The following is a 24398-nucleotide window of genomic DNA, read 5'->3' as shown; positions in this document are numbered from 1 at the left end:
TAATTTAATAAAAATGGAAAGTATAAATAATGTTTGATATAAAAACTAAACTTTTATTAAGAAAAATAAACAAACAACTTGCAATATTTATATCCGCGGTATTTATAACGGCGCTTGCAGTTTTATTTTTTGTAGCCGTAAAAACTCTTTATAGAGATTTTAAATTATCGGCGGAAAATTATTTTGAAAATAATTTATTAGACGATTTGGTTTTATTTGGAATTTTTACCGAAGAAGATATAAAAACTATAAAAGATATTAACGGAGTTGAAAGAGCGGAAGGCAGGCATAGATTTCAAGGAAAAATAGAAAAAATAAAAACAGAAAACAAAACGGAAAACAAAGAAAGCATAGACGCCATTATTTACGGAACGGACGATAAATATACGAGAATAAATAAGCCTTATGTTTATAAAGGAAAATATATACTTGATACAAATGAAATTGCGATTAATAAAAATTTTGCGGACGCTCATTCTTTGAAAATTGGCGATAAAATAGAGCTTAATTTTAGTATTAATAACGAAAGCAAAACAGAATCTTTTATTATAGCTTCTTTGGTTTCTTATCCGAATTATGTTTTTTTATTTAAAGACGGTGCAAGCACTGTTTCAGAGCCTGAAGATTTTGCGGTAGTAGAAATTAACGAAGAGCATTTTAAATTTAATCCGCCCGCTAATCCTTATTTTACTATAAAACCTATAATGCTTCCTTATAATTCTATTTATATAAAATATAAAGATAATGTTAATAAAGTAAATATAGAAAATCTTATAAGAATAAAATTAAAAGAGAAAATATTTTATTTTACCGATAGAGAGCAATCGGTTAATTATGTGAATTATGAACAAACTTTACTTCAAATTGATTCTTTTTCTTATATATGTCCTTCGATATTATTGTTAATGGCTATATTATTGCTTTATATAATACAGAGAAGAAATGTAGCCGTTGAAAGAAAGCAAATCGGAATAATGAAAGCGATTGGTTTAACGGACGCTTCAATAATGTATATGTATATAAAATATTCTTTTTTAGTTTCGTTTTTCGGAATATTATTAGCCTTTATATCTACAAAAATAATTTTGCCTTCAATATTTGAAGTTCTTTCAAAAATATTCGATATGCCGAATTTTACTTATAATACTTATTTTGATTTATGGATTATAGCGGGAGCGATTATATTATTTGTTTGCATTTTATCAAACTTGCTTGCCGCAATTTCAATTTTAAAACTTAATCCCGCTCAATCAATGAGAGGAGAGCCACCGAAAGGCGGAGGAAAAAGTTTTATAGAAAATTTAAAAATTTGGAATAGATTTTCATTTAATACGAGATACGCGATTAAAAACGCATCGAGGAGCAAGACGAGATATTTTGCTTCTTTATGGGGAATGTTTGCAGCTATTAGTATGACAATATTCGCTCAAGGCTTTAATAATTCTTTCGATTATTTTTTATCTACTCTATATCAAAAATTTGCGCTTTACGATATTAGAGCTACGATTAATTCTACAAAATGGGAAGAAGACTCTGAGATAATTACGAATAATATAATTAACTCTTATGATAAAGCTGCTATTTATCAATCTAAAATTTATCCCGCTTTCAAAATCGACAGCGAAAATTTATATATACCGACTTTAATATACGACAAAGATTTTTATTCTTTAGATATTCCTAAAAATGAAAATCCCGAAGATACGATAATGATTCCAAAATATTTAGCCGATAAATTAAAAATTAAAGAAAACGATTATATTGGAATAGAATTATACACTTTGGGAAATACCGTTTCAAGAATAGTAAAATGCGGTAAATTTGTAGAACAACAAGGAATGTTTTTTATTTATATGGACAAAAAATTTGCAGAAAAAGAATTCGATATTTCTAACGATTATAATACGATATTTTTTACTAAAAAAGAAAATATTTCAGACGAAGAGATAAAAGAAATTTTAGACGAAAGCGAAGATATTTCTTATTATAGTTTTGTAAACGATGAATATACGGCTTATAAAAATCAAATCGCTACAATTTATCTTTTAGTTCAAATACTTATATTTATAGCTTTTTTACTTGGAGCGACTTCTCTTTATGGAGTAGGCGTTATTACTTTAGCTACAAGAAGATACGAGTTTACTCTTCTTAAAGTTATGGGTTATACGACTAAAGAAATAATGATAGCGTCTTTAAAAGAAACTATAACTCAAATTATTTTGGCAATTCCTACGGGAATAGCGGCGGGATATGGAATTTTATATTTGGTTAAAAAGCCTTTTTCGAGTAAATTATTTTCTTTCGTTCCGCATATTTACGATGAAAGTTATATGCATGCTATAATATTATTAATAGTCGCTATATTTTTAGTTTCTATTATGAGCGCGCATTATGTCGATAAATTGGATATGGTTGAAGGTTTAAAAGATAGGGAAGAATAAAATTATTCCGATAATATGATTAATTAATAATAAAAAAATTAATAAAAAGTATTAAAATTTTTTTAAAATATATTATAATTAAGATAATTAAATAATTTGTTAAGGTTGCCGTAGTGAAAAAGATTATATTTTTATTTTTCATTTTGTTTATATTTAATTCTTGTTCAAACGAGCTTATTACAGTTGTTGACGAATATAATCCTCTCTATCAAGTGAGAGCGATTCCAGGCAATGCTTCAATTAGTATAAATTTTTGGTCGGGAATTTTGGCTTCTGATTTTGCAGGATTTAATTTATATATAAGCACTACTCAAACCTTTACTAACGCTTTATTAAACAGTAGCGGAGGATATCCGACTATTTCATTTTCTACTCATGCAAGAAGTAATATTACATTAACTTTCCCGAAAACAGGCGGATTAACTTATAATAACGGCACTTTATATTATGTAAGCGTTACGGCTTATGGCACAAACGACTTGGCGGAAGGCGGAAAGATAGAAACTAGAATCGATTCAGTAATTCCCGTTGTTCCAAGAGCAGAATCACCAGGTAATGGAAGTTTTACAATAACACCAGGCGCTTTAGTGTCTGTTGCCGCTGGAGTAATACAATCTTGCGGAGTTCAAAGTAATTTTAATGCAATTACGGTATTTACAAACGCTTCCTCACAAAGCCAATCTTATGCTGCAGGAGGACTTTATATTGCTTCAAATGGCAATACTTTGTCTAAACTCTGGATAAATCCTAGCGGTGGTGGTAATACTACCGCCACTCATAGTGAAGCAAGCCGATGCAATACAATTTAATTTTCTTTATCGCGATTTTATTTTATGCTTGTAAATATAGTAAAAAATATCATTATTAAACATCAATTTTATATTCTATAATTTATATGTTATAAAATAATACTACTTTAAAAAAATCGATTATATTATGTATCGTATCTATACTTTTTTACAGTTTTATTTTTATACAGTTTAAAAAGTAAAATTATAAATTAAATTAGAATTGGAGATATAATTATGGATTATAATAAATATACTATAAAAGCCCAAGAGGTTATAAACGAAGCGGCGAATATTGCAAATGGAGAAGACCATTCTGAAATAGGAAGCGAGCATTTGCTTTTAGCTTTATTAAAACAAGAAGACGGTTTAATCAAGCCTCTTTTAGAGAGAATAGGAATTCCCGTTAATTCTTTAATAGAAAAAACTCAAAAATTGGTTAATGAAAATGTTAAAGTATTGGGAGAAAATGTTCAACTTCATTTATCTACAAATGCGGGAAAAGTTTTGGCAAAAGCTGAAAAAGAAGCTACGGCTTTAAAAGATAAATATGTTTCAACGGAGCATATATTTTTGGCTTTAGTCGATGCGGAAAATAGAGCGGGCAGAATGCTTAGAGATAATAAAATAAATAAAAAAGAAGTTTTGTCGGCTATAAAATCTTTAAGAGGAAATCAAAATATTAACAGTCAAGACCCTGAAGCGAAAATGCAATCTTTAGAAAAATATTGCAGAAATTTAACGGCTTTAGCTGACGCTGAAAAAATCGACCCTGTTATCGGACGAGATGAAGAGATAAGAAGAGTTATGCAAGTTTTATCAAGAAGAACAAAAAATAATCCCGTTCTTATAGGAGAGCCTGGAGTTGGAAAAACGGCTATAGTCGAAGGACTTGCAAGAAGAATTGTATCTCAAGATGTTCCCGATGGTTTGAAAAATAAAAAGTTACTCGCTTTAGATTTGGGAGCTTTGGTTGCGGGAGCGAAATTTAGAGGAGAATTTGAAGAGAGATTAAAAGCGGTAATTAGCGAGATAGAAAAATCGGACGGAGATATTATATTATTTATTGACGAACTTCATACTTTAGTAGGAGCTGGAGCTAGCGAAGGTTCGATGGACGCTTCAAATCTTTTAAAACCTGCATTAGCGAGAGGAGAATTGAGAGCGATTGGAGCTACAACTTTAGACGAATACAGAAAATATATAGAAAAAGACAAGGCGCTTGAAAGAAGATTTCAACAAGTTTATTGTAAAGAGCCAACCGTTGAAGATACGATAGCGATATTAAGAGGACTTAAAGATAAATACGAAGTGCATCATGGCGTTAGAATAAAAGACGAGGCTTTGGTTGCTGCTGCAGTTCTTTCAAATAGATATATAACGAATAGATTTTTGCCCGATAAAGCAATAGATTTGGTTGATGAAGCTGCAAGTCAATTAAAAATAGAAATAGAAAGTCAACCTACGGAATTAGACCAACTTGAAAGAAAAATTTTACAGCTTAATATTGAAAAACAAGCGCTTTCAAACGAAAATGACGCGGCGTCAAAAGATAGACTTAAAAAATTAGAAAAAGAATTATCGGAAATCATAGAAGAGCGAAACGGAATGAAACTTCAATGGGATAACGAAAAAAAGAGAATAGAAGAGATAAGAAAATTAAAAGAAGAATTGGAAGAATTAAATATAAAAGAAACTCAATACACGAGAGAAGGAAATTTAGCAAAAGCCGCCGAAATTAAATACGGAAAAATTCCCGAACTTACAAAAAAATTAGAAGAAGCGAATCTTGAAAATTCAAAAGACAATGAAGATAAAAGATTATTGAGAGAAGAAATTTCGGAAGACGATATAGCTCAAGTAATTTCAGTTTGGACAGGAATTCCCGTAAGCAAAATGCTTGCAAGCGAAAAACAAAAATATTTGAACCTTGAAAATGTTTTGCATAAAAGAGTTATTGGGCAAGATGAAGCTATAAATTCAGTAGCCGATGCGATAAGAAGAAATAGAGCGGGACTTTCGGATGAAAATAAACCGCTTGGAAGTTTTTTATTTATAGGACCTACGGGAGTTGGAAAAACGGAACTTGCAAAAACTTTAGCGGATTTTCTTTTTAACGATGAAAAATCATTAACAAGAATCGATATGAGCGAATATATGGAAAAATTTTCTGTAAGCAGATTAATCGGAGCGCCTCCAGGATATGTAGGTTATGACGAAGGCGGACAATTAACGGAAGCGGTTAGAAGAAGACCTTATAGCGTTATTTTATTTGACGAAATTGAAAAAGCGCATCCCGATGTTTTTAATGTTTTACTTCAAGTTTTGGACGATGGCAGATTGACAGACGGACAAGGAAGAGTTATAGATTTCAAAAATTCTATAATTATAATGACTAGTAATTTAGGTTCGGATTTGATACTTGAAACTAAAGATATGAGTAGCATAAAAGAAAAAATTAACGAGCTTTTAAAAATTTCTTTTCGTCCTGAATTTTTAAATAGAATAGACGAAATAATAACATTTACTAGACTAGATAAAAAATATATTAACGCCATAGTGAAAAATCAAATTGAAAAATTAGCGGAAAGACTCAAAGACAGAAGAATAAATTTGGAAGTTTCAAACGAAGCGATAGAGTTTATTTCCGATGTAGGTTATGACGCTCAATTTGGAGCAAGACCTTTGAAAAGAGCGATACAAAATTATATTGAAAATCCTCTTGCAAAAGAAATTCTCGCGGGAAAATATTTTGAAGGCGACAGTATAAAGATTGTAAAAGGTAAAGATGGTTTGGTTTTTGAAAAGTAGAAAATAATATAAATTAATAAAACAACGGATGAAGTTTTAACCTCGCCCGTTCAAGTGTTTAATAAATAATAAATTTTTAATTTTCAAAAAAAGTTTGATATAACGACTTTATAGCTTTATTTAAATCTTTTTCTTTTACGCCTATCATAATACTCGCTTCGCTTATGCTTTGGTTAAGCATCTCTATATTAACATTCGCTTTTTCCATAGAGTTCATAGCTTTAGCCGAAGTTCCTATTGTCTCTTGCATTCCTTCGCCTACAAGCATAATTAAAGCAAGTTCATGGTCAAAAAAAGCGCTATCAACTTTAAGCTCGTCTCTAACTTTTCTGTATATTCTTTGTTCTTTTTCGGGAGTTATAGCCGAATTTCTAACTATTACAGAAATATTATCTATTCCCGAAGGAGCATGCTGATAAGGTATATTTTCATTTTCTATTATCTCTAAAAGTTTTCTTCCAAAACCGACTTCTCTATTCATTAAATATTTGCTTACATACAAACATGAAAAATCCGACTCGCCCGAAACTCCAACGACAGGATTTTTACTTTTATTTCTACTCGCCAATATTTTAGTGCCTTTAGATTCCGTATTATTAGTATTTAAAATATGAACGGGAATATTCGCTTCATAAACGGGTTGTAAAGCTTCGGCATGCAAAACATTAAATCCGCCATAGCTTAACTCTCGCATCTCTCTATAAGTAAATTCGTCTATAAGTTTTGGATTATCTATTATTAAAGGAGATGCTGCAAAAACTCCGTCAACATCAGTAAAATTTTCGTAAATATCCGCATTAACCGCTTTAGCTAAAATCGAACCCGTTATATCGCTTCCGCCTCTTGGAAAAGTTACCACATCGCCTTTTTCAGTATAGCCGAAAAATCCTGGAAATATTATTAAAGCGTTTTCATTTTTTAATTTCGATAAATTTTTATAAGATTTATCCAAAACCGTAGCGTTTCCAAATTCTTCAGAAAGCAAAAGCCCCGCGTCTTTCGGACTAATATATTTTGCCTTTATTCCCAAAGAATTAATATAAGCCGCCACAATTTTTGCGCTTATATCTTCGCCCAAAGCTTTTACTCCGTCTTTAAATTTTATAGCTAAAGATTTATCTTCCGATATTCTTATTTTTATGTCTTTATTAATTTCGTCTAAAAGTTCTTTTGATAAAGAAAGTTCTTCAATTATGCTTTTAAATCTTTCCATTATTATTTTGAGTTCATGATTTCCGTCATTACCCAAAAGAATAGAATCTGCAAGAATTATAAGCAAGTCGGTTACTTTTGTATCTTCTTTAAGTCTCTTTCCTGGAGCGGATACTACTATTATTCTTCTTTCGCTATCAGAAAGTATAATATCCACAACCTTTTTTATTTGATTCGCATTCGCTAAAGACGAGCCTCCGAATTTTGCAACTTTCATTGTTATTCTCCAAAATAAAAATCAATATATGATATTATAAAAATTATTTTTATTCAACCTTTATTAAAACATACTTGTTAGTAAATTTGTTGAAAATTATTTTTTAATATTTGTAAAAAAAGAAATAAGGCTAAAGCCCGCTTTCAGTGAAAACATTAACACATTAAATTTAAAGTCCAATGATTAGTGGTTATATTTCTTTTTTAAATTTTATTTAACTAAACAATGGGAATTTTATTCTTTTAATACCGAATTTAATAACTTTATTTAAATTCATTATTAAATCTGTAAATGTCATAATTTCTCCATAAATTTAAAATCATAAAAATTCTAATAAATTTTAATGTTTATATGATACAATAAAAAAATATTATATCAAGTATATTTTATTTTACCATATTTAATTTAATAGAATTAATTTGAAAGATTTTGTTTAGTTAATAAATAAATTTTATTAAAAGCGGATTGATTTACTTCGTTTACAATAATATATTAAAAAATAAAACTCCTATGCTCTTTTTGAACATAGAGGTTGTTTTTTTATCTCTATTTTATTAGCATATATAATTTTATAAATTTAATTTAAATTAATTATAATTTAAATTTTGACAAATAAAAAATATTTTGTTATAATATTCTTATGAAAAGAAATAGAGAAATTGACAAGTTAAATGATTTATTTGTCCGATATTTACTCGGCAAAAACGGAAATGAAAATATGCTTGAAGATATGGTTAACGCCGCTTTAAGCGATTTCAATTTTGAAGAAGTTAAAGATTTGGAAATAATCGACCCTTATAATTTGTCCGAAAATATTGATTTAAAAGAGTCAATAATCGATATAAAAGCGAAAACAAAAGATAATCAAACTGTAATTATTGAAATTCAACTTTGCGGAAATATGGATTTTGTCAAAAGAGTTTTTTATTATATTTCAAAAAATATTGTAAACGAATTAAAGGAAGGCGAAGATTATAAAAAGCTCCCGAGAATTATTAGTATAAATTTACTTAACTTTAATTTAGATTTTGGAGACGAGGGAAAACCTCACCGTTGCTTTAAATTAATTGATACGAAAAATCATAATATAGATTTAGATTTTATTCAAATGCATATTATAGAGGCAAAACGATTTATTGAAATAATTGAAAAATCAACTTTAGACGAATTAAAGAAAAATAGATTATTAACTTGGATGAAATTTTTCACAAGCAAAAATTTAAAAGCTATAGAAAAAGAATTAATGGAGGCAAACCCGATTATGACAAAAGTAATTGAAGAATATAAAAGATTTACTTCTGACGATAAACTTATGAGAGCTTATGACGCCCGAGATGCATTTTTATTAGGGCAAAAAATGATGTTATCAAGAGAAAGAGAAGAAGGTTTTGAAGCGGGCAGGCATGCCGAACAAATCTCAATGGCAACTGCAATGAAAAAAGAAAACATCGATATAGAAACTATTAAACGAATAACAGGCTTAACCATAAAAGAAATTGAAAAATTATAAATCCCACTTCTTTTTTAATTTTAATACAAATAAAAAACAACGGACGAAGTTTTAACCTCGCCCGTTTAACTTGAAAGTTTAAAATTATATTTATATTATTAATGGCAATTTTAAACTAAAATAAATATTATTCGGATATTTTAGTTCCTTTAAATAAGCAGTCGTCTACACTACTACTTTTACTTTTAAAAGTTATTTCTAAAGTTGAAGAATCGTAATAATAAACTATACTAATATCTGTAAAATTATAACCTGTTTCGACTACTATATCGACTGCCTCATATTTAGATTCTTTTCCATCTTTGATTGTTTTCTTCCATTTTGAAATATCAAAACCAAATGCTTGCCCACCGCCATTGCCACTTGTTATTTTAGACCTTCCTGTTATCCTAGTAGTATTTTCATCGAGTTTAGAAACTTTAGTATCGTCACTAGTATCATGCCATGTATTCCAAACATTATCGTCTCTATATGTTCCCGCAGGTGGAGGAAAATTTCCAGTTTCGGTAGTTTCAGTTCCGCCGCCCGTTCCAGAGCCTTCACCTGTTCCAGCGCTTCCACCCGTTCCAGAATTTCCACTTTTTCCGCCGCCTGTAATTTCAGTTCCATCGGCATTGTCCTTTTCTTTTACTCCGCTTTTATCTTCGGCGCTACAGCTTACGAAAGCTATCAAAGACAAAAAGCATAATAAGATTGTAATTTTTTTTAGTAGTTTCATACTACACTCCTTAATTTTTATTAAAAACATTTAAATAAATGTTTCTTGCGAAATTAAAATTTTGATTGAATTGAGATAATTCAAATATTAGTTTTTTATTTGATAAAAATTTTTGCAATAAAATTGAAGCGCTTAAAAATTTAAACGCTTTTGAAATTTGTAATATATAGAAATTTAAATTATTGTTTAGAAGATAATAATAGCGTTCTGTTCTGTTCTGTTCTGTTCTGTTCTAGATTATTCAAGTTAAACATCCTTAAACCGAAATTCTTTCCTTCGGCTATTTATTAAATTGTATGCAAATTATAACATTTTAAAAAAATTTGTCAAGCATTTATTTTAAAAAAATCTAAAAAATTCGGCTAAAATAAGCAGAAACTAAAAAATCCATTTCCCCGACATTGCGAGCCGAACGAAGCGAAGGAGTGGCAATCCAGATTAAAGAAAATTAATTTTAAAAATTTAATTTAATTAATAAAGTTAAATTTTAAAATCAACCGCCCAATTTGCCATAAGTTCAGAGGGCATATTTAATTTGCTTTCATTGACTTCAAATTTATTATTATGATTCGGAATATTCTTTTCCGTAATCGTAGAAAATAAAGCGAAACATCCCGCGACTTTTTTAAGATAATAAGAAAAATCTTCGCCTCCCATAGAAGGATTAAAATATTTATCCCAAATCGCTTCTTTTGAAAATAATTTTTCCGCTGTTTTTCTTACGCTTTCCGTAATATTTTTATCGTTATTCGTAACGCATGCATATTCGACTAATTCTATTTCGCATTCTCCAAGCATAGATTCTGCAATGAGTTTTGATTTTTCTTTTATTCTCTTAATAAAATAATCTCTCAATTCGTTATTAAAAGTTCTTATAGTTCCTTCTATTTCTACCATATCGGGAATTATATTAAAAGCGCTTCCTCCGTTTATTCTGCATAAAGAAAGTAAAACATTTTCGGAAGATTTTATTTCTCTCGTTATTATCGATTGAAGTCCGTTGATTATCTCCGCCGATATTATTATCGGGTCCACTCCAAAATGCGGATAAGCTCCATGCGTACCTTTTCCTTTAACTCTTATAATCAATTGGTCTGCAGAAGCCATAATCGGTCCTTCTTGAATAATAAAAGTTCCATTTGGAGTATCTGGAGCGAAACTTCCAATATGAACTCCAAATATTGCAGAAACATTTTCAAGCGCGTTTTCTTCTATCATTATTTTTGCGCCCGTTCCCGTTTCTTCTCCCGTTTGAAATAAAAGTTTAACCGTTCCGTTAATTTTATCTTTATTTTCAGAAAGTATTTTTGCAGCTCCTAATAAAATAGCCGTATGAACATCATGCCCGCAAGCATGCATATTATTATTGCAGGATTTATATTCAAAGTCTGTTTCTTCTTTAATCGGCAAAGCGTCCATATCCGCTCTTAACGCGACTGTTTTATTATTTTTATCATTGCCTTTTATATATGCAATAATTCCCGAATCTTTTTTATTTTTCGTATATTCTATATTAAGCTCTTCCAATTTTTTTATAACAAATTCTCTCGTTTTTGGAAGATTTCCGCCAAGCTCGGGAATTGAATGCAAATATCTTCTGTTTTTTATTATATAATCAAGTATTTCATTGGAATTATATTTAAGCATATTTTCTCCTCAAAAAAATTATTTTTATTAATTAAATAAATTAAATAAAAGCTATCGATTGATTATAATATTTTTATTTAAAATTACAAAATAAATTTTAATTAAAAAATAACTATAAATTAAAAATATTATATAATTTAGATATTTGCAGCTATTAATATTAGTTAATTATAATTATTGACAATTTTTATTAATATTGTAAATTTTAATTAAGAAAATAGCGATAAAATAAAAATGCAAGCGATTATAATTTTTAAGCGAGCAATTTTTATAAAAAATAATGGAGGCAATATGGCTAATAAAGGCAGAGTAACAATCGATAAAGAACAATGTAAGGGCTGTTCAAATTGCGTTTCAGTTTGCCCTACTAAAATATTATATTTAGATAAAGATAATATGAATTCTTGGGGATATTATCCAGCTTCGGTTACGGATATGGAAAAATGTATAGGATGCACCAACTGCGCTATTATGTGTCCAGATTTATGCATAGTCGTAGAGAGATTGGATAATAAAAATAAAGCAAATGAAAAATAAGGAGAATATAATATGGCTAAAAAATTAATGAAAGGAAACGAGGCTATGGCAAGCGCTGCAATAGCTGCGGGATGCAAATGTTTTTTCGGTTATCCGATAACGCCTCAAAACGAGATTCCAGAGTTTATGTCTAAAGCAATGTTTGAATCGGGAGGTTCTTTCGTTCAAGCGGAAAGCGAAATTGCTGCGATTAATATGGTTTATGGAGCGGGCGGAGCGGGAGCGAGAGCTATGACTTCATCGTCTTCGCCAGGAATAGCTTTAAAGCAAGAAGGAATATCATATCTTGCCGCTGCAGAAATTCCAGCGGTTATACTTAATGTTATGCGCGGCGGACCTGGACTTGGAGGAATACAGCCTTCACAAAGCGATTATAATATGATGACTAAAGGCGGCGGAGACGGAGATTATAATTGCCCCGTTCTTGCGCCTTCTAATTTGCAGGAAGCGAGCGATATGATAATGGAAGCGTTTGATTTAGCGGATTATTATAGAACGCCCGTTTATGTTGCGGCGGACGGTTTTATTGGGCAGATGATGGAACCTGTTGAAATTATTTATAAACCAAAATACGAAATAAAAGAAAAAACTTGGGCTACAAACGGAATGAGAGGAAAGAGAGAAAAAAATATAGTTAATTCTTTATATTTAGAGGCTGATTTATTATATAAACATAATCTTAATTTGCAAGAAAAATATAAATTAATTAAAGAGAAAGAAGCGAGAGCTGAAAAATATTTTACCGAAGACGCCGATATCATATTGGTTTCTTACGGCACTATGTCGAGAGTTTGCAGAGAAGTAGTCGATACTTTTAGAGGCGAAAATAAAAAAATAGGAATGATAAGACCTATAACTTTATGGCCATTCCCTGAAAAAGAATTTAAGAATAATAATAACTGTAAAATGTATATTAGTATTGAAATGAGTATGGGACAAATGATAGACGATATAAAATTGGCATGCGAATGCAAAGTTCCCGTTAAATTTTTTGGGAAAGCGGGAGGCATTGTGCCGACTTCACATGAAATAATAGAACATATAAAAGAATTTGCAGGAGGAATTTTATGATAGTTTTTGAAAAATCTAAAGGCTTAACGGATGTAAGAACGCATTATTGTCCTGGTTGTATGCATGGAACTTCTCAGAGAATAATTGCAGAATGTTTGGAAGAGCTTAATGTTTTAGATAGAGCGGTTGGAATAGCTTCGGTTGGATGCAGCGTTTTGGCTTATAAATATTTTAATTGCGATATGCAACAAGCAGCGCATGGCAGAGCGCCAGCCGTTGCAACGGGAATAAAAAGAGCGGTTTCAGATAGCGTGGTTTTTACTCTTCAAGGAGACGGAGATTTAGCCGCTATAGGAACTGCCGAAATAATTCATGCCGCGGCAAGAGGAGAGAATATAACCGTAATATTTTTGAATAATGCAATTTATGGAATGACGGGCGGACAGATGGCGCCTACGACTCTTGAAGGACAGAGAACTACAACTACTCAAGCGGGAAGAGATTTTGCAAGAGCGGGAAAACCTATAAGAGTATGCGAAATGCTTGCTACAATAGAAGGAGCTACATTTGTAGAAAGAGTCTCTTTGGATACGCCAGCAAATATAAGAAAGGCAAAAATGGCGACTAAAAAAGCTTTTGAAAATCAAATTGCAGGAAAAGGTTTTTCAATAGTTGAGATGCTTACAAGTTGCACTACAAATTGGGGAATATCTCCAACAGAATCGCATCAATGGATAAGAGATTATTTGATTCCTCATTATCCTATGGGAAATTTTAGAAACGATTAATAGGAGGCGTTTATGAAAACTGAAAGAATTATTTTTGCAGGTTTCGGAGGACAAGGCGTTATGTCTATGGGACAAATGCTCGCTTATGCAGGAATGATAGAAAATAAGCATGTCACTTGGTGTCCTTCATACGGTCCCGAAATGAGAGGAGGAACGGCAAACTGTTCTGTTGTTGTAAGCGATGAATTAGTAGGTTCGCCTTTAATATCGCATGACGCTACGGCTGCGGTTATAATGAATCTTCCTTCTTTGACGAAATTTGAAAAAGATATTTTGCCTGGCGGAGTGCTTTTAATAAATTCTTCTCTTATTGAAAAAAAATCCGAAAGAGACGATATAAAAGTCGCTTATGTGGAAGCTAATAAAATAGCGGGCGATTTGGGAAATTCAAGAGCGGCAAATATGGTTATGCTTGGCGCTTTGCTTTCTTTGGATAATATAGTTTCGTTTGAGAGCATTCAACAGGCTTTTATAAAAGTTTTTGGAGAGAGGAAAAAAGAATTTCTGCCTGGCAATGAGAAGGCTTTGAATGCGGGAGCGGAGTCTGTGAAAGGTTTGATTTCTTAAAGTTAAATTATTTAATTACAATTTTAATATATTATTTATTTTTAAGATAATCCTCAAAATATTCTATAGTTTTTTTAAGTCCGTCCTCAAGATTATATTTTGGCTGCCAATTAAGTTTTTCTTTAGCAAGGCTTATATCGGGTTGTCTTTTAACGGGGTCGTCTTTTGGAAGTTCTTTAAATATTATTTCAGATTTTGAATTAGTCGCCTTAATTATAATTTTAGCAAAATCTATAACGGGCATTTCTATAGGATTTCCTAAATTAACGGGACCAATAAAATTTTCGCTATTCATCATTTTTACAGCTCCGTCAATCAAATCATCGCAGTAGCAAAAACTTCTCGTTTGACTTCCGTCTCCGTAAACCGTAATAGGAATATTTTTAAGAGCTTGAATAATAAAATTTGAAACGACTCTTCCATCATTTTCGTTCATTCTCGGTCCATAAGTATTAAATATTCTAATTATTTTTATATCGGTTTTATATTGTCTATTATAATCCATCATTAAAGTTTCCGCTCCTCGTTTTCCTTCGTCATAACAACTTCTTATTCCATCAGGATTTACATGTCCCCAATAGGTTTCTTTTTGCGGATGCTCCAAAGGGTCGCCATAAACTTCGCTCGTTGACGCTTGAAGCAATCTCGCGTTGCATTCTCTCGCCAAATTAAGCATATTTAAAATTCCCAAAACGCTTGTCTTAAAAGTATGAACAGGATTTCTTTGATAATGAATAGGAGAGGCTGGACAGGCAAAATTATATATTTCATCGCATTCTATATGAATTGGCGCAATTATATCATGCCTTATAATTTCAAAATTTTTATTATTCTTTAAATGTTTAATATTCTCATAAGAGCCTGTAAAAAAATTATCAACGCATATTATATGATTTCCTTCGTTTAATAATCTTTCGCATAAATGAGAGCCTAAAAAACCTGCTCCGCCCGTAATTATAATTCTTTTCATTATATAAAGCCTTTTTTAATTTAATATTAAGCTATATTATATAAAATATTTGTCAATTTGTCAAAAAAATTGCGTTAATTATAATTTAGTCGGGAACTTTTTTTAAAATTATTCGTCTAACTATACGATAAATAAGTAATTTTTTTTCATATGAGACTCCTCAATATTTAGAAGGGGACGGATTATTTAATATAGTCCGTCCTTTATTTTAAAATTTCTAAATAATTTTTAAAATTTTTTTAAATAAAAGGAAATTACTCGGGAACTTTTTTGAGATTTATTCGTCTAAATATGTGATAGATAAAAGTTTTTTCATATTAGACTCATTAAATAGTAAAAGGGACGGTTGATTGCTCTTCCGTCTCTTTTATGTTTAACTAAAATAAGAAATTATTAAATATTATAAAAAGCTTAACAAATATTATTAATAAATACTTATTTTGCTTTTGATTTTTTATTTTTAATTAAGTTTAATATATTTGCCTTCGCCGTATTTAAAATTGCTGTTTCTATCTTTATTATTGTTATGTTGTCTGTCAGCTTTATAGTCTAGTATTGGCATCAAAAAAAGAACAAGAAATTTTGACTTTATTTAAAACATTCAGTCATAACAATTAATTTAAATCAAATTATGGCAAAGGCTCAAAATTATTCTTTTTAGCGTATTCTATCAAGCTTTCTATTCTATTTACGCATCCGCCGCAGCCCGTAGAAGCGGTTGTTTTTTCGGCAATGCTTTCGACTGTAATTAATTTATTTTCTACTATTTCTTTATAAATAGTTCTGTAAGAGACTTTTTTACAAACGCATAATTCTTTATCGTAATTTAAAGCCGTTTGGCATTTCAAATCTTCTATAGTCAAATCCATAATTCATATCCTCATTATTACTTTAATATTTTAACATTTAATAAATAAAATTCAATATTTATTTAAGCTATATTAATAAAAAATCAATAATTTTTATTTGTAATTTATACTACTATAAGTTAAAATTATTATGTTTATTATTAATAATAGGAAAAATTATGCCATCCTTTAGAAAAGAGTTAGAAAAAAAAGATTTAGAAATTTTAGATTTATTTACAATATCTTTTTCTATATTTAGGTATAATTTTTTTAACTTCTTTTTAATCGCTATGATATGCGGAATTCCTATAATATTAACTACCGCTTATTTTCCGCCGACTATTCTTGACCCTTTAAAAATTCAAACTTTTGAGGATTTTATAAATTGGTTTAAAAACGAAGTCAATGAAGGATTTTATATTAATACTTTTTTATCTTGGTTTTTAGATATAATTTCAGTTTTATCAATATCTTTTTTAGTAGAGGTTATGATAAATAAAAAAATAAGAACGGCATTTTGGGCGATAAAAAAAAGCGTTAAAGTTATTCTTCCCGCAATAATAACTTCTTTTATATATATGATAATAGTTTTTTTCGGATTGGCTTTCTTTATAATTCCTGGTTTGATTTTCGTAGTTTTGTTTATGTTTACAAATAATATTTGCGCTTTAAGGCATACTTGGGGAATAGACGCTATAAAATATTCTGCAAGTTTAATAAAACCGAAATTTTTTAAAGCTTTATTTATGCTTTCTTTTATAGTTTTTTTTGAAAATGTTTTTATAATATCGTTTCCTTCCGCTCCTGCAGATACGAGAGAAGGTTTATTATATTATTTTTTATCGAGAATATTATTATATTTATTCGACACATATTTTAAAATTATAATTGCTTTATTTTTCTTAAATAGAGATTTCGTTTCAAATTCGCAAAAATTAGATTTCGATTAATTAAAATAAAAAAATAAAAGCCTTTAGAAAAATATATTCTCTAAAAGGCTTTTATTAATATTTGTAATAAGTCGCTTGATTAACCTATTATTCTCATTATTGATTGATTTTTAGCGTTTGCATTTGCTAACATAGCGGCGCCTGTTTGTTGAAGAATTTGTTCGCGAGTGTAGGCTACCATTTCTTGAGCCATATCGGCGTCTCTTATAACGCTTTCGCTTGCGATTGTATTTTCTGTAGCTATCATTAAGCTTTTTACCATAGATTCCATTCTATTTTGAACGGCGCCTAATTCTGCTCTTTGAGCTACAACCATTTGTATTCCTTCGTCAATTCTTCCAAGTGATTGGTTTGCAGTTTCAACTGAAGAAATTGAAATAGGAGTTTCGCCTCCAACTTGAAGATTAGCGGCAGTCATAGCGCCTATATTTACAGACACTCTTTGGTCCATATTAGCGCCTATGTGAAAAGTAATAGGAGTTTGTCCGTCTGAAGCGAATCTTCCCGTTAACATGTTCATTTTGTTAAACTCTGCTTGAGAAGCGATTCTATCAACTTCTTGAACCAACTGATTTACTTCAACTTGAATTAAAGCTCTGTCGCTGTCGGAATATATGCCGTTAGCGGATTGTATTGCCAACTCTCTCATTCTTTGCATAATATTGGTTGTTTCATTTAAATAACCTTCCGTTGTTTGAATGAAAGAAATTCCGCTTTGAGCGTTTCTTGTAGCCTGTTGAAGACCGCGATATTGAGAACGCATTTTTTCAGAAACGGCTAATCCAGAAGCATCGTCTCCAGCTCTGTTAATTCTTTGTCCGCTTGAAAGCGCTTCAATAGTTTTTGTCATTGAACTTCCGTTTAAGTTCAATTGTCTGTTTGCATTTAATGCAGAAACATTATTGTTGATAATCATAATTACTACCCTCCATGAATAGTGTTTAAAAATTAGTTTTTTAATCCGTTTATATTATGCCTTAAGTCGTTTAATCATCCCATAAAAAACGACAGCATAATATAACTTTATTATATTTATACGAATTATATTATAATATTTTTGAAAAAAAGTAAATACCTAAAATAAAAAAATTTAATTTTTATTATAAAAAATAACTTAAAATTGATTGATTTTAAGAGTTTTTATGATATTTCAATATATTATCGATATAATGAAAATATAAAATAATCAACAATATAAAATCAATCTATAAGTTATTTAACTTTTCTAATCATTTTTAGTTTTATAATATCAATAATTTCCTGTTCTGTAGCTTTAATTGTATTTTCCATATATTCACAATCGGGGTTACCATTTTTGTAAATCGGCAAGAAAATTTTATGTTTTTCTAAACTATTTTGTCTATATTGTTTACCATATCCCCATTTTTCTTTATCTTGATCAATTATTGCGTTAATAAATTGCATAGTATATCTACTTATATTTTGTTTTGAATTTAAAACGATGACATTATCATCACAACAAAAATTATCAATATGGACAAAGCTATTGCAAAACATATCAATCGTTATAGCATTATTAAATATTTTTTGATTTTCATTATTTATATATTCTTTTATACCTTTATTATATTCTCCAGCTGTCACGAGCGGATATTTACCTTTGGATCTGTTATTTTTTGTAAGCCTTGTCCCTCTCTCATATGTAAATAAATCCACCAACTTAAACTCTTTCCAGCCCGAAGTATCTATTTTCATTTTTCGTCCTCTTCGTCTTTCAAAGTAATTTTAATTGTTTTATCTTCTACAATAATATCGCTTTCGTATAAAACTTTTTCTAAAATAGTTTTTTCAAATTCTTTTTTATCAATTCCTCTTTCAAAAAGCATATAATCAAGCACGACTTTTCTAAAATCATTTTCGCTAATTTCAAAAGGAGTTTCGGGCATTTTATAACTTAAATTTTCGCTCGGTTTAAGCCATTGACAAGTTTCATTTCCGCTTTGTTTATAAATAATATTATACCAATAATCCTCAAGTTCATTTTTCCACTTTCCTTTTATATCTTGCCTACCTTTATTTTTTACCGTTTCAAGTCCGTCTTCTTTTATCCAGCATGCAAAAATTTCTTTTTCTTTTTGAGGTTCATGAGCTTTAAAAATGAATATTGACACATTAACCGATGCCTTTCCCGTAAAAGTATTGTCGGGAAGTTTTATTATTTTAAGTAAAGAGTGTTTTTTAAGCCATCTTTCTACGGCTTTTCTTGATATTTCAAGTTTATTATCAGGAAGTAAAAACGCGCACATTGCCCCTTCGCTAACATTATTTAAAACATTTTCCACAATTCCCATAACTCCGTATTTCTTTTCATAAGGAGGATTCATTAAAACTTTTGTAATATTTTTAGATTTTATCCATTTGCAAACTTCTTCGTCTCTCGAATCCGCCTGTATTAAATTTGTTTTCCCGTCTTTATGAATAAGCATATTTGCGCATGCTAAAGTAAATAAATCTTTTGATATTTCAACGCCAAATAGTTTTTCGTTTTGTATTTTCTTAACTTCTTTATCGTTGGTTATTCCGCCGACTTCTCTCGTCATATTTCCCATTGCTTTTACTAAAAAAGCTCCGCTTCCGCATGCGGCGTCTAAAATCTTATCTTTATAATTTGCTTCTATTAATCTATACATTAAAGATACGACATTATCGGGTGTAAAAACCTGCCCATAATCGGGTTTTTTAGGCAAATATCGATTAAATTCATTAAAAAATATTGCCATAACATCTTCGCCTTGCCAATCATTGCTTTGTATATATTTTGAAATTTGAATTACATTATCTATAAAATCGCCAATAGCGTTTATATCGTTTTCTTTATCGCAAGTAATTTTTTGATATTGTTCTTTTATAATTTTTAGTTTTTCATTGCTTCGCATCTCTTCGCTGTAAGATTTTTCCAAAATTTCTATAATTTGAGATTTTAACATTGAAAAACTTAAATTTTTTAAATTCTCTAAATTAGCCCCTTTTCTATCAGCGACTAAAGCGCATGCCGTAAATATCATTCTTTGAGTAAGATTTTGCATTACAAATTTATGATGCAATATTTCATTAATATTTATTGTGCAACTTTGTATTTTGTCAATATCGATTTGAATATTATTAAATAGTTTTAAATAATAATTTTTATCAAATAGTTGATTGGTAGCCGAATAAACTACATCGTTTTTATATACTATAGCTTCATTGCTATTATAAAGAATTCCTACGACTTTTTTATATTTTCTTTGAGTAATTTTTATATATTCTTTAATTTGATTTTCATTTTTTTCGTCTAATAATTCGTTTGAGGCTTTAGTTTCTAAAATAATAGCTGTTTTCTGTATGTCGTTAGGAAAATACCATCCGTCAGGTCTTTTAGAAATTCCTTTGAAATAATAATTATCAAGACTGCTAAAACTCGTTAATTGTCCGACTCCAGATTTTGTTTTATCCTCGTTATTAGTCAAATTTAAAAGAATTCTTGCCTCGTCTCTAACTTCGTCTTCGGTTTTATAAGTCAGCATTAAATATAAAATCCCATAAAAATATTAAAGTTTAATTATATAGAAATTTATTTTAAATTTCAATAAAATATTTTAATTTTATGCATATTATTTAAAATGATAATTTAAATAATTAATTGACATTAACAATTTATATAGTATCATTAACTAATTAATTTAAATTAAAATAAAGGTTTGAATTATGATTTTTGATTATAAAGGTATTACAAATAAAAATAAAGATTTAATATTTATAGCGGGTCCTTGCGTTATAGAAAGCGAGGAAATGACTATAAATATAGCTAAAAAATTAAAAGAAATTAAAGAAAAATTAAATATACAATTAATATTTAAAGGAAGTTATGATAAGGCAAACAGAACATCTCTAAATTCTTTTAGAGGTTTGGGAATGAAAAACGGGCTTGAAATATTAAAAACAGTTTCAAAAGAATTTAATCTTCCGACTATAACCGATATACATATTCCTGCAGAAGCCGAAGAAGCTGCAAAATATGTAGACTTTTTGCAAATTCCCGCATTCTTATGCAGACAAACGGATATGTTAAGAGCGGCTTGCGAAACGGGGAAAGCGATTAATGTTAAAAAAGGACAATTCATAAGCGGATATGATTGCAAATATATAGCCGATAAATGTTCTGATGCAATAAACGAAAAGAGGTTTTTTTTATGCGAAAGAGGAACTATGTTCGGATATGGAAATTTAATAGTCGATATGAAAAATATTGAAATAATGAAAAATTATGCTCCCGTAATTTATGACGCGACTCATTCTCTTCAAATGCCTTCCGCCTCAAATGGAATTTCAGGAGGAGCGAGAGAGTTTATTCCCGCTCTTTTAAAATCCGCAGTCGCTTTAGGAATAGACGGAATATTTATGGAAGTTCATCCTAATCCTGAAAAAAGTCCTTCCGATTCAAATACGATTTTTGAACTTGATAAAGTTGAAGATTTATGGAAAGACGCTATAAAGATAAATAATTTAGTTAAAAATTTGTAATAGAATAAATAAAAAATTTTAATTATATATAAAACTTTTTAAAATAATATTATCATAGGTTTTACGATTATCATTAATTTTTATTAAATTAAACTTTATATAAAACGATAATATATAATAACGATTTATTTTATATAAAAATATTATATAATAATATTTTATAAGAATTTAGATTTTATCAAGGTTTTGTATGGAAGATATTTTTATATATTTAGCCGTTTCGGTTTTTTTAATTATTTCTTCTTCAATAATATTAAAAAATATTTTTTATAGAGACGGAAAAAAAAATTCAAAAGACATTAAAAAAACTATAGAAGAACTTTACAAAAAAATAGAAGAAAATCCAGAAGATTATAGAGCAATTTACGATTTGGCAAAATGCGAAGAAGAAATAGGCAAAATAGAATTGGCTTTAGAAAAATACGAATTGCTTGCAAATAACGGAATATTGGAAAAAAGAGAAGAATTAAATATTTGCAAAAAACTTGAAAGTAAATATAGCGAATTGGGTAAAAAAGAAGAAGCTTTTAAATACGCGATAAAAATAATAAAAATTGAGCCGAGCAATAATTTGTATATTATAAAAGTCGCAAATACTTTGGCGAAAGAAGGAAATTTTAAATTATCAAATCATTATTTTGGAAAGGCTATAGTTTCAAAAGCCGAGTTTATGACGGAAGACCTTAAATGCGCCGCTTTCGTTTCGTATAAAATGAAAGATTATAAAAAATGTATAGCTTTTTTGGAGGAATTAAGAAAGAGACTAATTAAAGAAGCGATTGCAAATAAATCGAAAGATATAAAAAAAGATATTTTAGAATTGGAAAAAGATTTAATATCTACATATATTTTATCCGAAGAATTAAATATCGCAAAATCTTTTATAGAAGATATTTTATCAAATAAATTTATAGATAAAAATCATGAATTCGATATTAATAAATTATATTTGTTCGTGTTGTATAAACTTGAAGAATCCGAGAGATTTAAAAGTCTTTATAATAAATTATACTCTTTATATAAAATTAACGAATCGAATAAAAATTACGCTCATTTAAAATTTGATTATTCTTTTTATTCGTATTTTCTTGGCGATATAGAGATGTCTAAAAATTATTTTGAATTAATTAAATCTTTTGATATGCCCGAATTTAATATTTATAATTTAGACGAAATATTAAATTATTTAAATGCGGTAATTAAAGCGACAACAGTTTTGAATAAATTAAAAGAAGAAAATAAATTAGGCGAAGAAAAATATAAAAACGATAATTATGAGAATTATGTCGGAAAAGAAAATATTGAAAATTGGGAAAAAACCGTAAACTCTTGGGAGATTTCTTTTATAAATTTTGATTATATTATGAATTTAATAGAAGTTCAAAAAACTATGGATATAGACAATATTTTAGAAAGCTTAAAAATTGCAGAAAAAGGAAATCCAAACAATAATATAACTATAGCTTATAAAGTAGATAAAATATTTTCTTTAGATAGAATGTCATTTAAAAAATTATGCGGTAATATAATGAAATCAAAATTTTCAGATTATGTTATAGTTCAAGAATATACGGACGCCACTCATCCTGCAAATAGCGGAGAAGAGATAAATTATTTAACTTATAATATAAAAGGAAGCAAGAAAGAGCTTATATTAATTTCTTTTAAGAGATGGCAAAAAAGCGAAATCGGGGAATTAATGGTTCGAGATTTTTTAATGATGGTTAGCGAATCGGGAGCAAAAAGCGGAGTATTAATAGCGCCTGTAGAATTGAGCAATAGCGCAAAAAGTTATGTTTCGCATAATGAAAAAATTAGAGTTTATACAAGAAGTCAATTTAATAATTTGCTTAAAGATGAAAAGATTTAATAATTATTTCTTTTTATCTGTAGAAAAAATTTAAATTTTACTTTCTCTTTCAAATTAATAATAAGTCATATTCCTAATTTAGAATTTTTAAGATTTTCCTAAATACCACCAACTCCATTTTGGAGAATAAAACATATATTCTATTGAAAAATTAAAAGTCGCAGTGTTTGGAATATTTCCGCTTCCCCAAACTACTTTTTCGTATGATGCAGTCATATAAAGAAAATCAGATATTGTGGCTTTAACTTTAACGAAAGGCTCTACATAAGTATAATCAAACTCTAAACCTTTTTTATAAGGAAACATATAACTTACGCCCGTGTATATGGTTATAAAAGGAGAAGTTATAATTTCTAAAGCGCCGACTATCTCGCCGTAATTTAATATATCGGTAAGTAAATTATCTCTCGTATCAAAAATATAACAAAATAAAATATTAACGGGAATAACTTTAGGAACTCCCGCAACCATAATATTTGCATAAAAATTAAAATTGTCTTTAATTCGTCTTTGCGTATATAAAAAAGAATCTTTTTGAAAACTAAAACTCGCTCCAATTTTTGTTCCAAGCGATAAATACCAATCAAGCATAGTTATTTTTATATTTGCATCAATATCTTTAAATCCAAAACTATCGGTTTTATTCGTAAGTCTTGTTGAATCATTTCTAGAATCCTGTCTTCGATATGCAAAACTTGCCGCAAATCCAAGCTCTATAAATCTAATCGGACGAATATTAAAAAAAGGAGCTATAGTAAAATAAATATCTCTTCTGCTTATATTCGCGTTATAAGGGTCTAAAATATTTAACAAACCGTTTTGATACCAAGAATTATATTCTTCAAATATTCCGCCAAGCCCTATTGAGAACATTTTTTCTTTTTGTATTAAAGGCGAAACATCAAAATAATAATCGTTTCTTATGGCAAATAAATAATTAGAAAATAATCCTAATATACAAAATAAATATATAAAAATTTTTTTCATAA

20 protein-coding genes are annotated in these 24398 nt (G+C 29.1%); 11 read left to right on the top strand and 9 right to left on the bottom strand.

Annotated elements, in window-relative coordinates; genetic code table 11:
- Positions 1-29: 29 nt before the first annotated feature.
- The 3 genes from EPJ79_RS07405 (at position 30) to clpB (ending at position 6040) form a co-directional block, all read left to right on the top strand.
- On the top strand, positions 30-2441 hold the full coding sequence (locus EPJ79_RS07405) for an ABC transporter permease (protein WP_147739007.1): 2412 nt from the start codon (positions 30-32) through the stop codon (positions 2439-2441).
- A 113-nt stretch (positions 2442-2554) separates the two neighbouring features.
- Positions 2555-3250 carry a hypothetical protein gene (locus EPJ79_RS07400; protein WP_147739006.1) on the top strand — a complete coding sequence of 232 codons (696 nt, stop codon included), beginning with the start codon at positions 2555-2557 and terminating at the stop codon, positions 3248-3250.
- Positions 3251-3466: 216 nt separating this feature from the next.
- Positions 3467-6040: an ATP-dependent chaperone ClpB gene (clpB, locus tag EPJ79_RS07395; protein ID WP_147739005.1), complete on the top strand. Its 2574-nt coding sequence runs from the start codon at positions 3467-3469 to the stop codon at positions 6038-6040.
- A 76-nt stretch (positions 6041-6116) separates the two neighbouring features.
- Here clpB and EPJ79_RS07390 read toward each other — a convergent pair whose 3' ends face one another.
- The gene (locus tag EPJ79_RS07390; RefSeq protein ID WP_147525566.1) at positions 6117-7469 is read right to left on the bottom strand and encodes an aspartate kinase; all 1353 of its coding nucleotides are present in this window, start codon (positions 7467-7469) and stop codon (positions 6117-6119) included.
- A 640-nt stretch (positions 7470-8109) separates the two neighbouring features.
- On the opposite strand from EPJ79_RS07390, the gene EPJ79_RS07385 reads away from it, so the two are divergent.
- On the top strand, positions 8110-8979 hold the full coding sequence (locus tag EPJ79_RS07385) for an Rpn family recombination-promoting nuclease/putative transposase (protein ID WP_147739004.1): 870 nt from the start codon (positions 8110-8112) through the stop codon (positions 8977-8979).
- Positions 8980-9106: 127 nt separating this feature from the next.
- Here the strand turns inward: EPJ79_RS07385 and EPJ79_RS07380 are convergent, their stop codons facing one another.
- Both EPJ79_RS07380 and EPJ79_RS07375 read right to left on the bottom strand, forming a co-directional pair.
- The gene (locus tag EPJ79_RS07380; protein ID WP_147739003.1) at positions 9107-9697 is read right to left on the bottom strand and encodes a hypothetical protein; all 591 of its coding nucleotides are present in this window, start codon (positions 9695-9697) and stop codon (positions 9107-9109) included.
- Positions 9698-10177: 480 nt separating this feature from the next.
- Positions 10178-11344 carry a M20 metallopeptidase family protein gene (locus EPJ79_RS07375; RefSeq protein WP_147739002.1) on the bottom strand — a complete coding sequence of 389 codons (1167 nt, stop codon included), beginning with the start codon at positions 11342-11344 and terminating at the stop codon, positions 10178-10180.
- A 291-nt stretch (positions 11345-11635) separates the two neighbouring features.
- Here EPJ79_RS07375 and EPJ79_RS07370 point away from each other — a divergent pair, with 291 nt between their 5' ends.
- From EPJ79_RS07370 to EPJ79_RS07355, 4 genes are read left to right on the top strand one after another with little or no spacing between them, the layout of a single operon-like run.
- Complete coding sequence (locus EPJ79_RS07370; RefSeq protein WP_147739001.1) at positions 11636-11881, top strand: 4Fe-4S dicluster domain-containing protein; 246 nt, start codon at positions 11636-11638, stop codon at positions 11879-11881.
- A gap of 12 nt (positions 11882-11893) precedes the next feature.
- The gene (gene vorB / locus EPJ79_RS07365; RefSeq protein WP_147739000.1) at positions 11894-12952 is read left to right on the top strand and encodes a 3-methyl-2-oxobutanoate dehydrogenase subunit VorB; all 1059 of its coding nucleotides are present in this window, start codon (positions 11894-11896) and stop codon (positions 12950-12952) included.
- The gene (locus EPJ79_RS07360) at positions 12949-13680 is read left to right on the top strand and encodes a thiamine pyrophosphate-dependent enzyme (protein ID WP_021958324.1); all 732 of its coding nucleotides are present in this window, start codon (positions 12949-12951) and stop codon (positions 13678-13680) included. The genes vorB and EPJ79_RS07360 overlap by 4 nt, the downstream gene beginning before the upstream one ends.
- Positions 13681-13692: 12 nt before the next feature.
- On the top strand, positions 13693-14247 hold the full coding sequence (locus tag EPJ79_RS07355; protein WP_147736704.1) for a 2-oxoacid:acceptor oxidoreductase family protein: 555 nt from the start codon (positions 13693-13695) through the stop codon (positions 14245-14247).
- A 31-nt stretch (positions 14248-14278) separates the two neighbouring features.
- Here EPJ79_RS07355 and EPJ79_RS07350 read toward each other — a convergent pair whose 3' ends face one another.
- Both EPJ79_RS07350 and EPJ79_RS07345 read right to left on the bottom strand, forming a co-directional pair.
- On the bottom strand, positions 14279-15217 hold the full coding sequence (locus tag EPJ79_RS07350) for a UDP-glucuronic acid decarboxylase family protein (RefSeq protein WP_147738999.1): 939 nt from the start codon (positions 15215-15217) through the stop codon (positions 14279-14281).
- 629 nt (positions 15218-15846) lie between these two features.
- Complete coding sequence (locus EPJ79_RS07345; protein WP_021958327.1) at positions 15847-16086, bottom strand: (2Fe-2S)-binding protein; 240 nt, start codon at positions 16084-16086, stop codon at positions 15847-15849.
- Between the two features lie 158 nt (positions 16087-16244).
- On the opposite strand from EPJ79_RS07345, the gene EPJ79_RS07340 reads away from it, so the two are divergent.
- Positions 16245-17015 (top strand): hypothetical protein, encoded by a 771-nt coding sequence (locus EPJ79_RS07340; RefSeq protein WP_147738998.1) that lies wholly within the window; start codon positions 16245-16247, stop codon positions 17013-17015.
- A gap of 79 nt (positions 17016-17094) precedes the next feature.
- Here the strand turns inward: EPJ79_RS07340 and EPJ79_RS07335 are convergent, their stop codons facing one another.
- The 3 genes from EPJ79_RS07335 to EPJ79_RS07325 form a co-directional block, all read right to left on the bottom strand.
- Positions 17095-17931, bottom strand: a complete 837-nt coding sequence (locus EPJ79_RS07335; protein WP_021959027.1) for a flagellin N-terminal helical domain-containing protein — start codon at positions 17929-17931, stop codon at positions 17095-17097.
- A gap of 296 nt (positions 17932-18227) precedes the next feature.
- Positions 18228-18731 carry a restriction endonuclease subunit S gene (locus EPJ79_RS07330; protein WP_147738997.1) on the bottom strand — a complete coding sequence of 168 codons (504 nt, stop codon included), beginning with the start codon at positions 18729-18731 and terminating at the stop codon, positions 18228-18230.
- The gene (locus EPJ79_RS07325; protein ID WP_147738996.1) at positions 18728-20542 is read right to left on the bottom strand and encodes an HsdM family class I SAM-dependent methyltransferase; all 1815 of its coding nucleotides are present in this window, start codon (positions 20540-20542) and stop codon (positions 18728-18730) included. The genes EPJ79_RS07330 and EPJ79_RS07325 overlap by 4 nt, the downstream gene beginning before the upstream one ends.
- Before the next feature lie 181 nt (positions 20543-20723).
- On the opposite strand from EPJ79_RS07325, the gene kdsA reads away from it, so the two are divergent.
- Together kdsA and EPJ79_RS07315 are read left to right on the top strand one after the other, a co-directional pair.
- The gene (gene kdsA, locus EPJ79_RS07320) at positions 20724-21539 is read left to right on the top strand and encodes a 3-deoxy-8-phosphooctulonate synthase (RefSeq protein ID WP_147738995.1); all 816 of its coding nucleotides are present in this window, start codon (positions 20724-20726) and stop codon (positions 21537-21539) included.
- 190 nt (positions 21540-21729) lie between these two features.
- Complete coding sequence (locus EPJ79_RS07315; protein WP_147527895.1) at positions 21730-23409, top strand: restriction endonuclease; 1680 nt, start codon at positions 21730-21732, stop codon at positions 23407-23409.
- Positions 23410-23496: 87 nt separating this feature from the next.
- Here EPJ79_RS07315 and EPJ79_RS07310 read toward each other — a convergent pair whose 3' ends face one another.
- Positions 23497-24396, bottom strand: coding sequence for a hypothetical protein (locus EPJ79_RS07310; protein ID WP_147738994.1), 900 nt, complete (start codon positions 24394-24396; stop codon positions 23497-23499).
- Positions 24397-24398: the final 2 nt, after the last annotated feature.

Source organism: Brachyspira aalborgi, from assembly GCF_008016455.1.
GTDB lineage: Bacteria > Spirochaetota > Brachyspiria > Brachyspirales > Brachyspiraceae > Brachyspira > Brachyspira aalborgi.
Note: the sequence above shows the minus strand (reverse complement) of the source record. Positions and strands in the feature narration are given on the sequence as shown.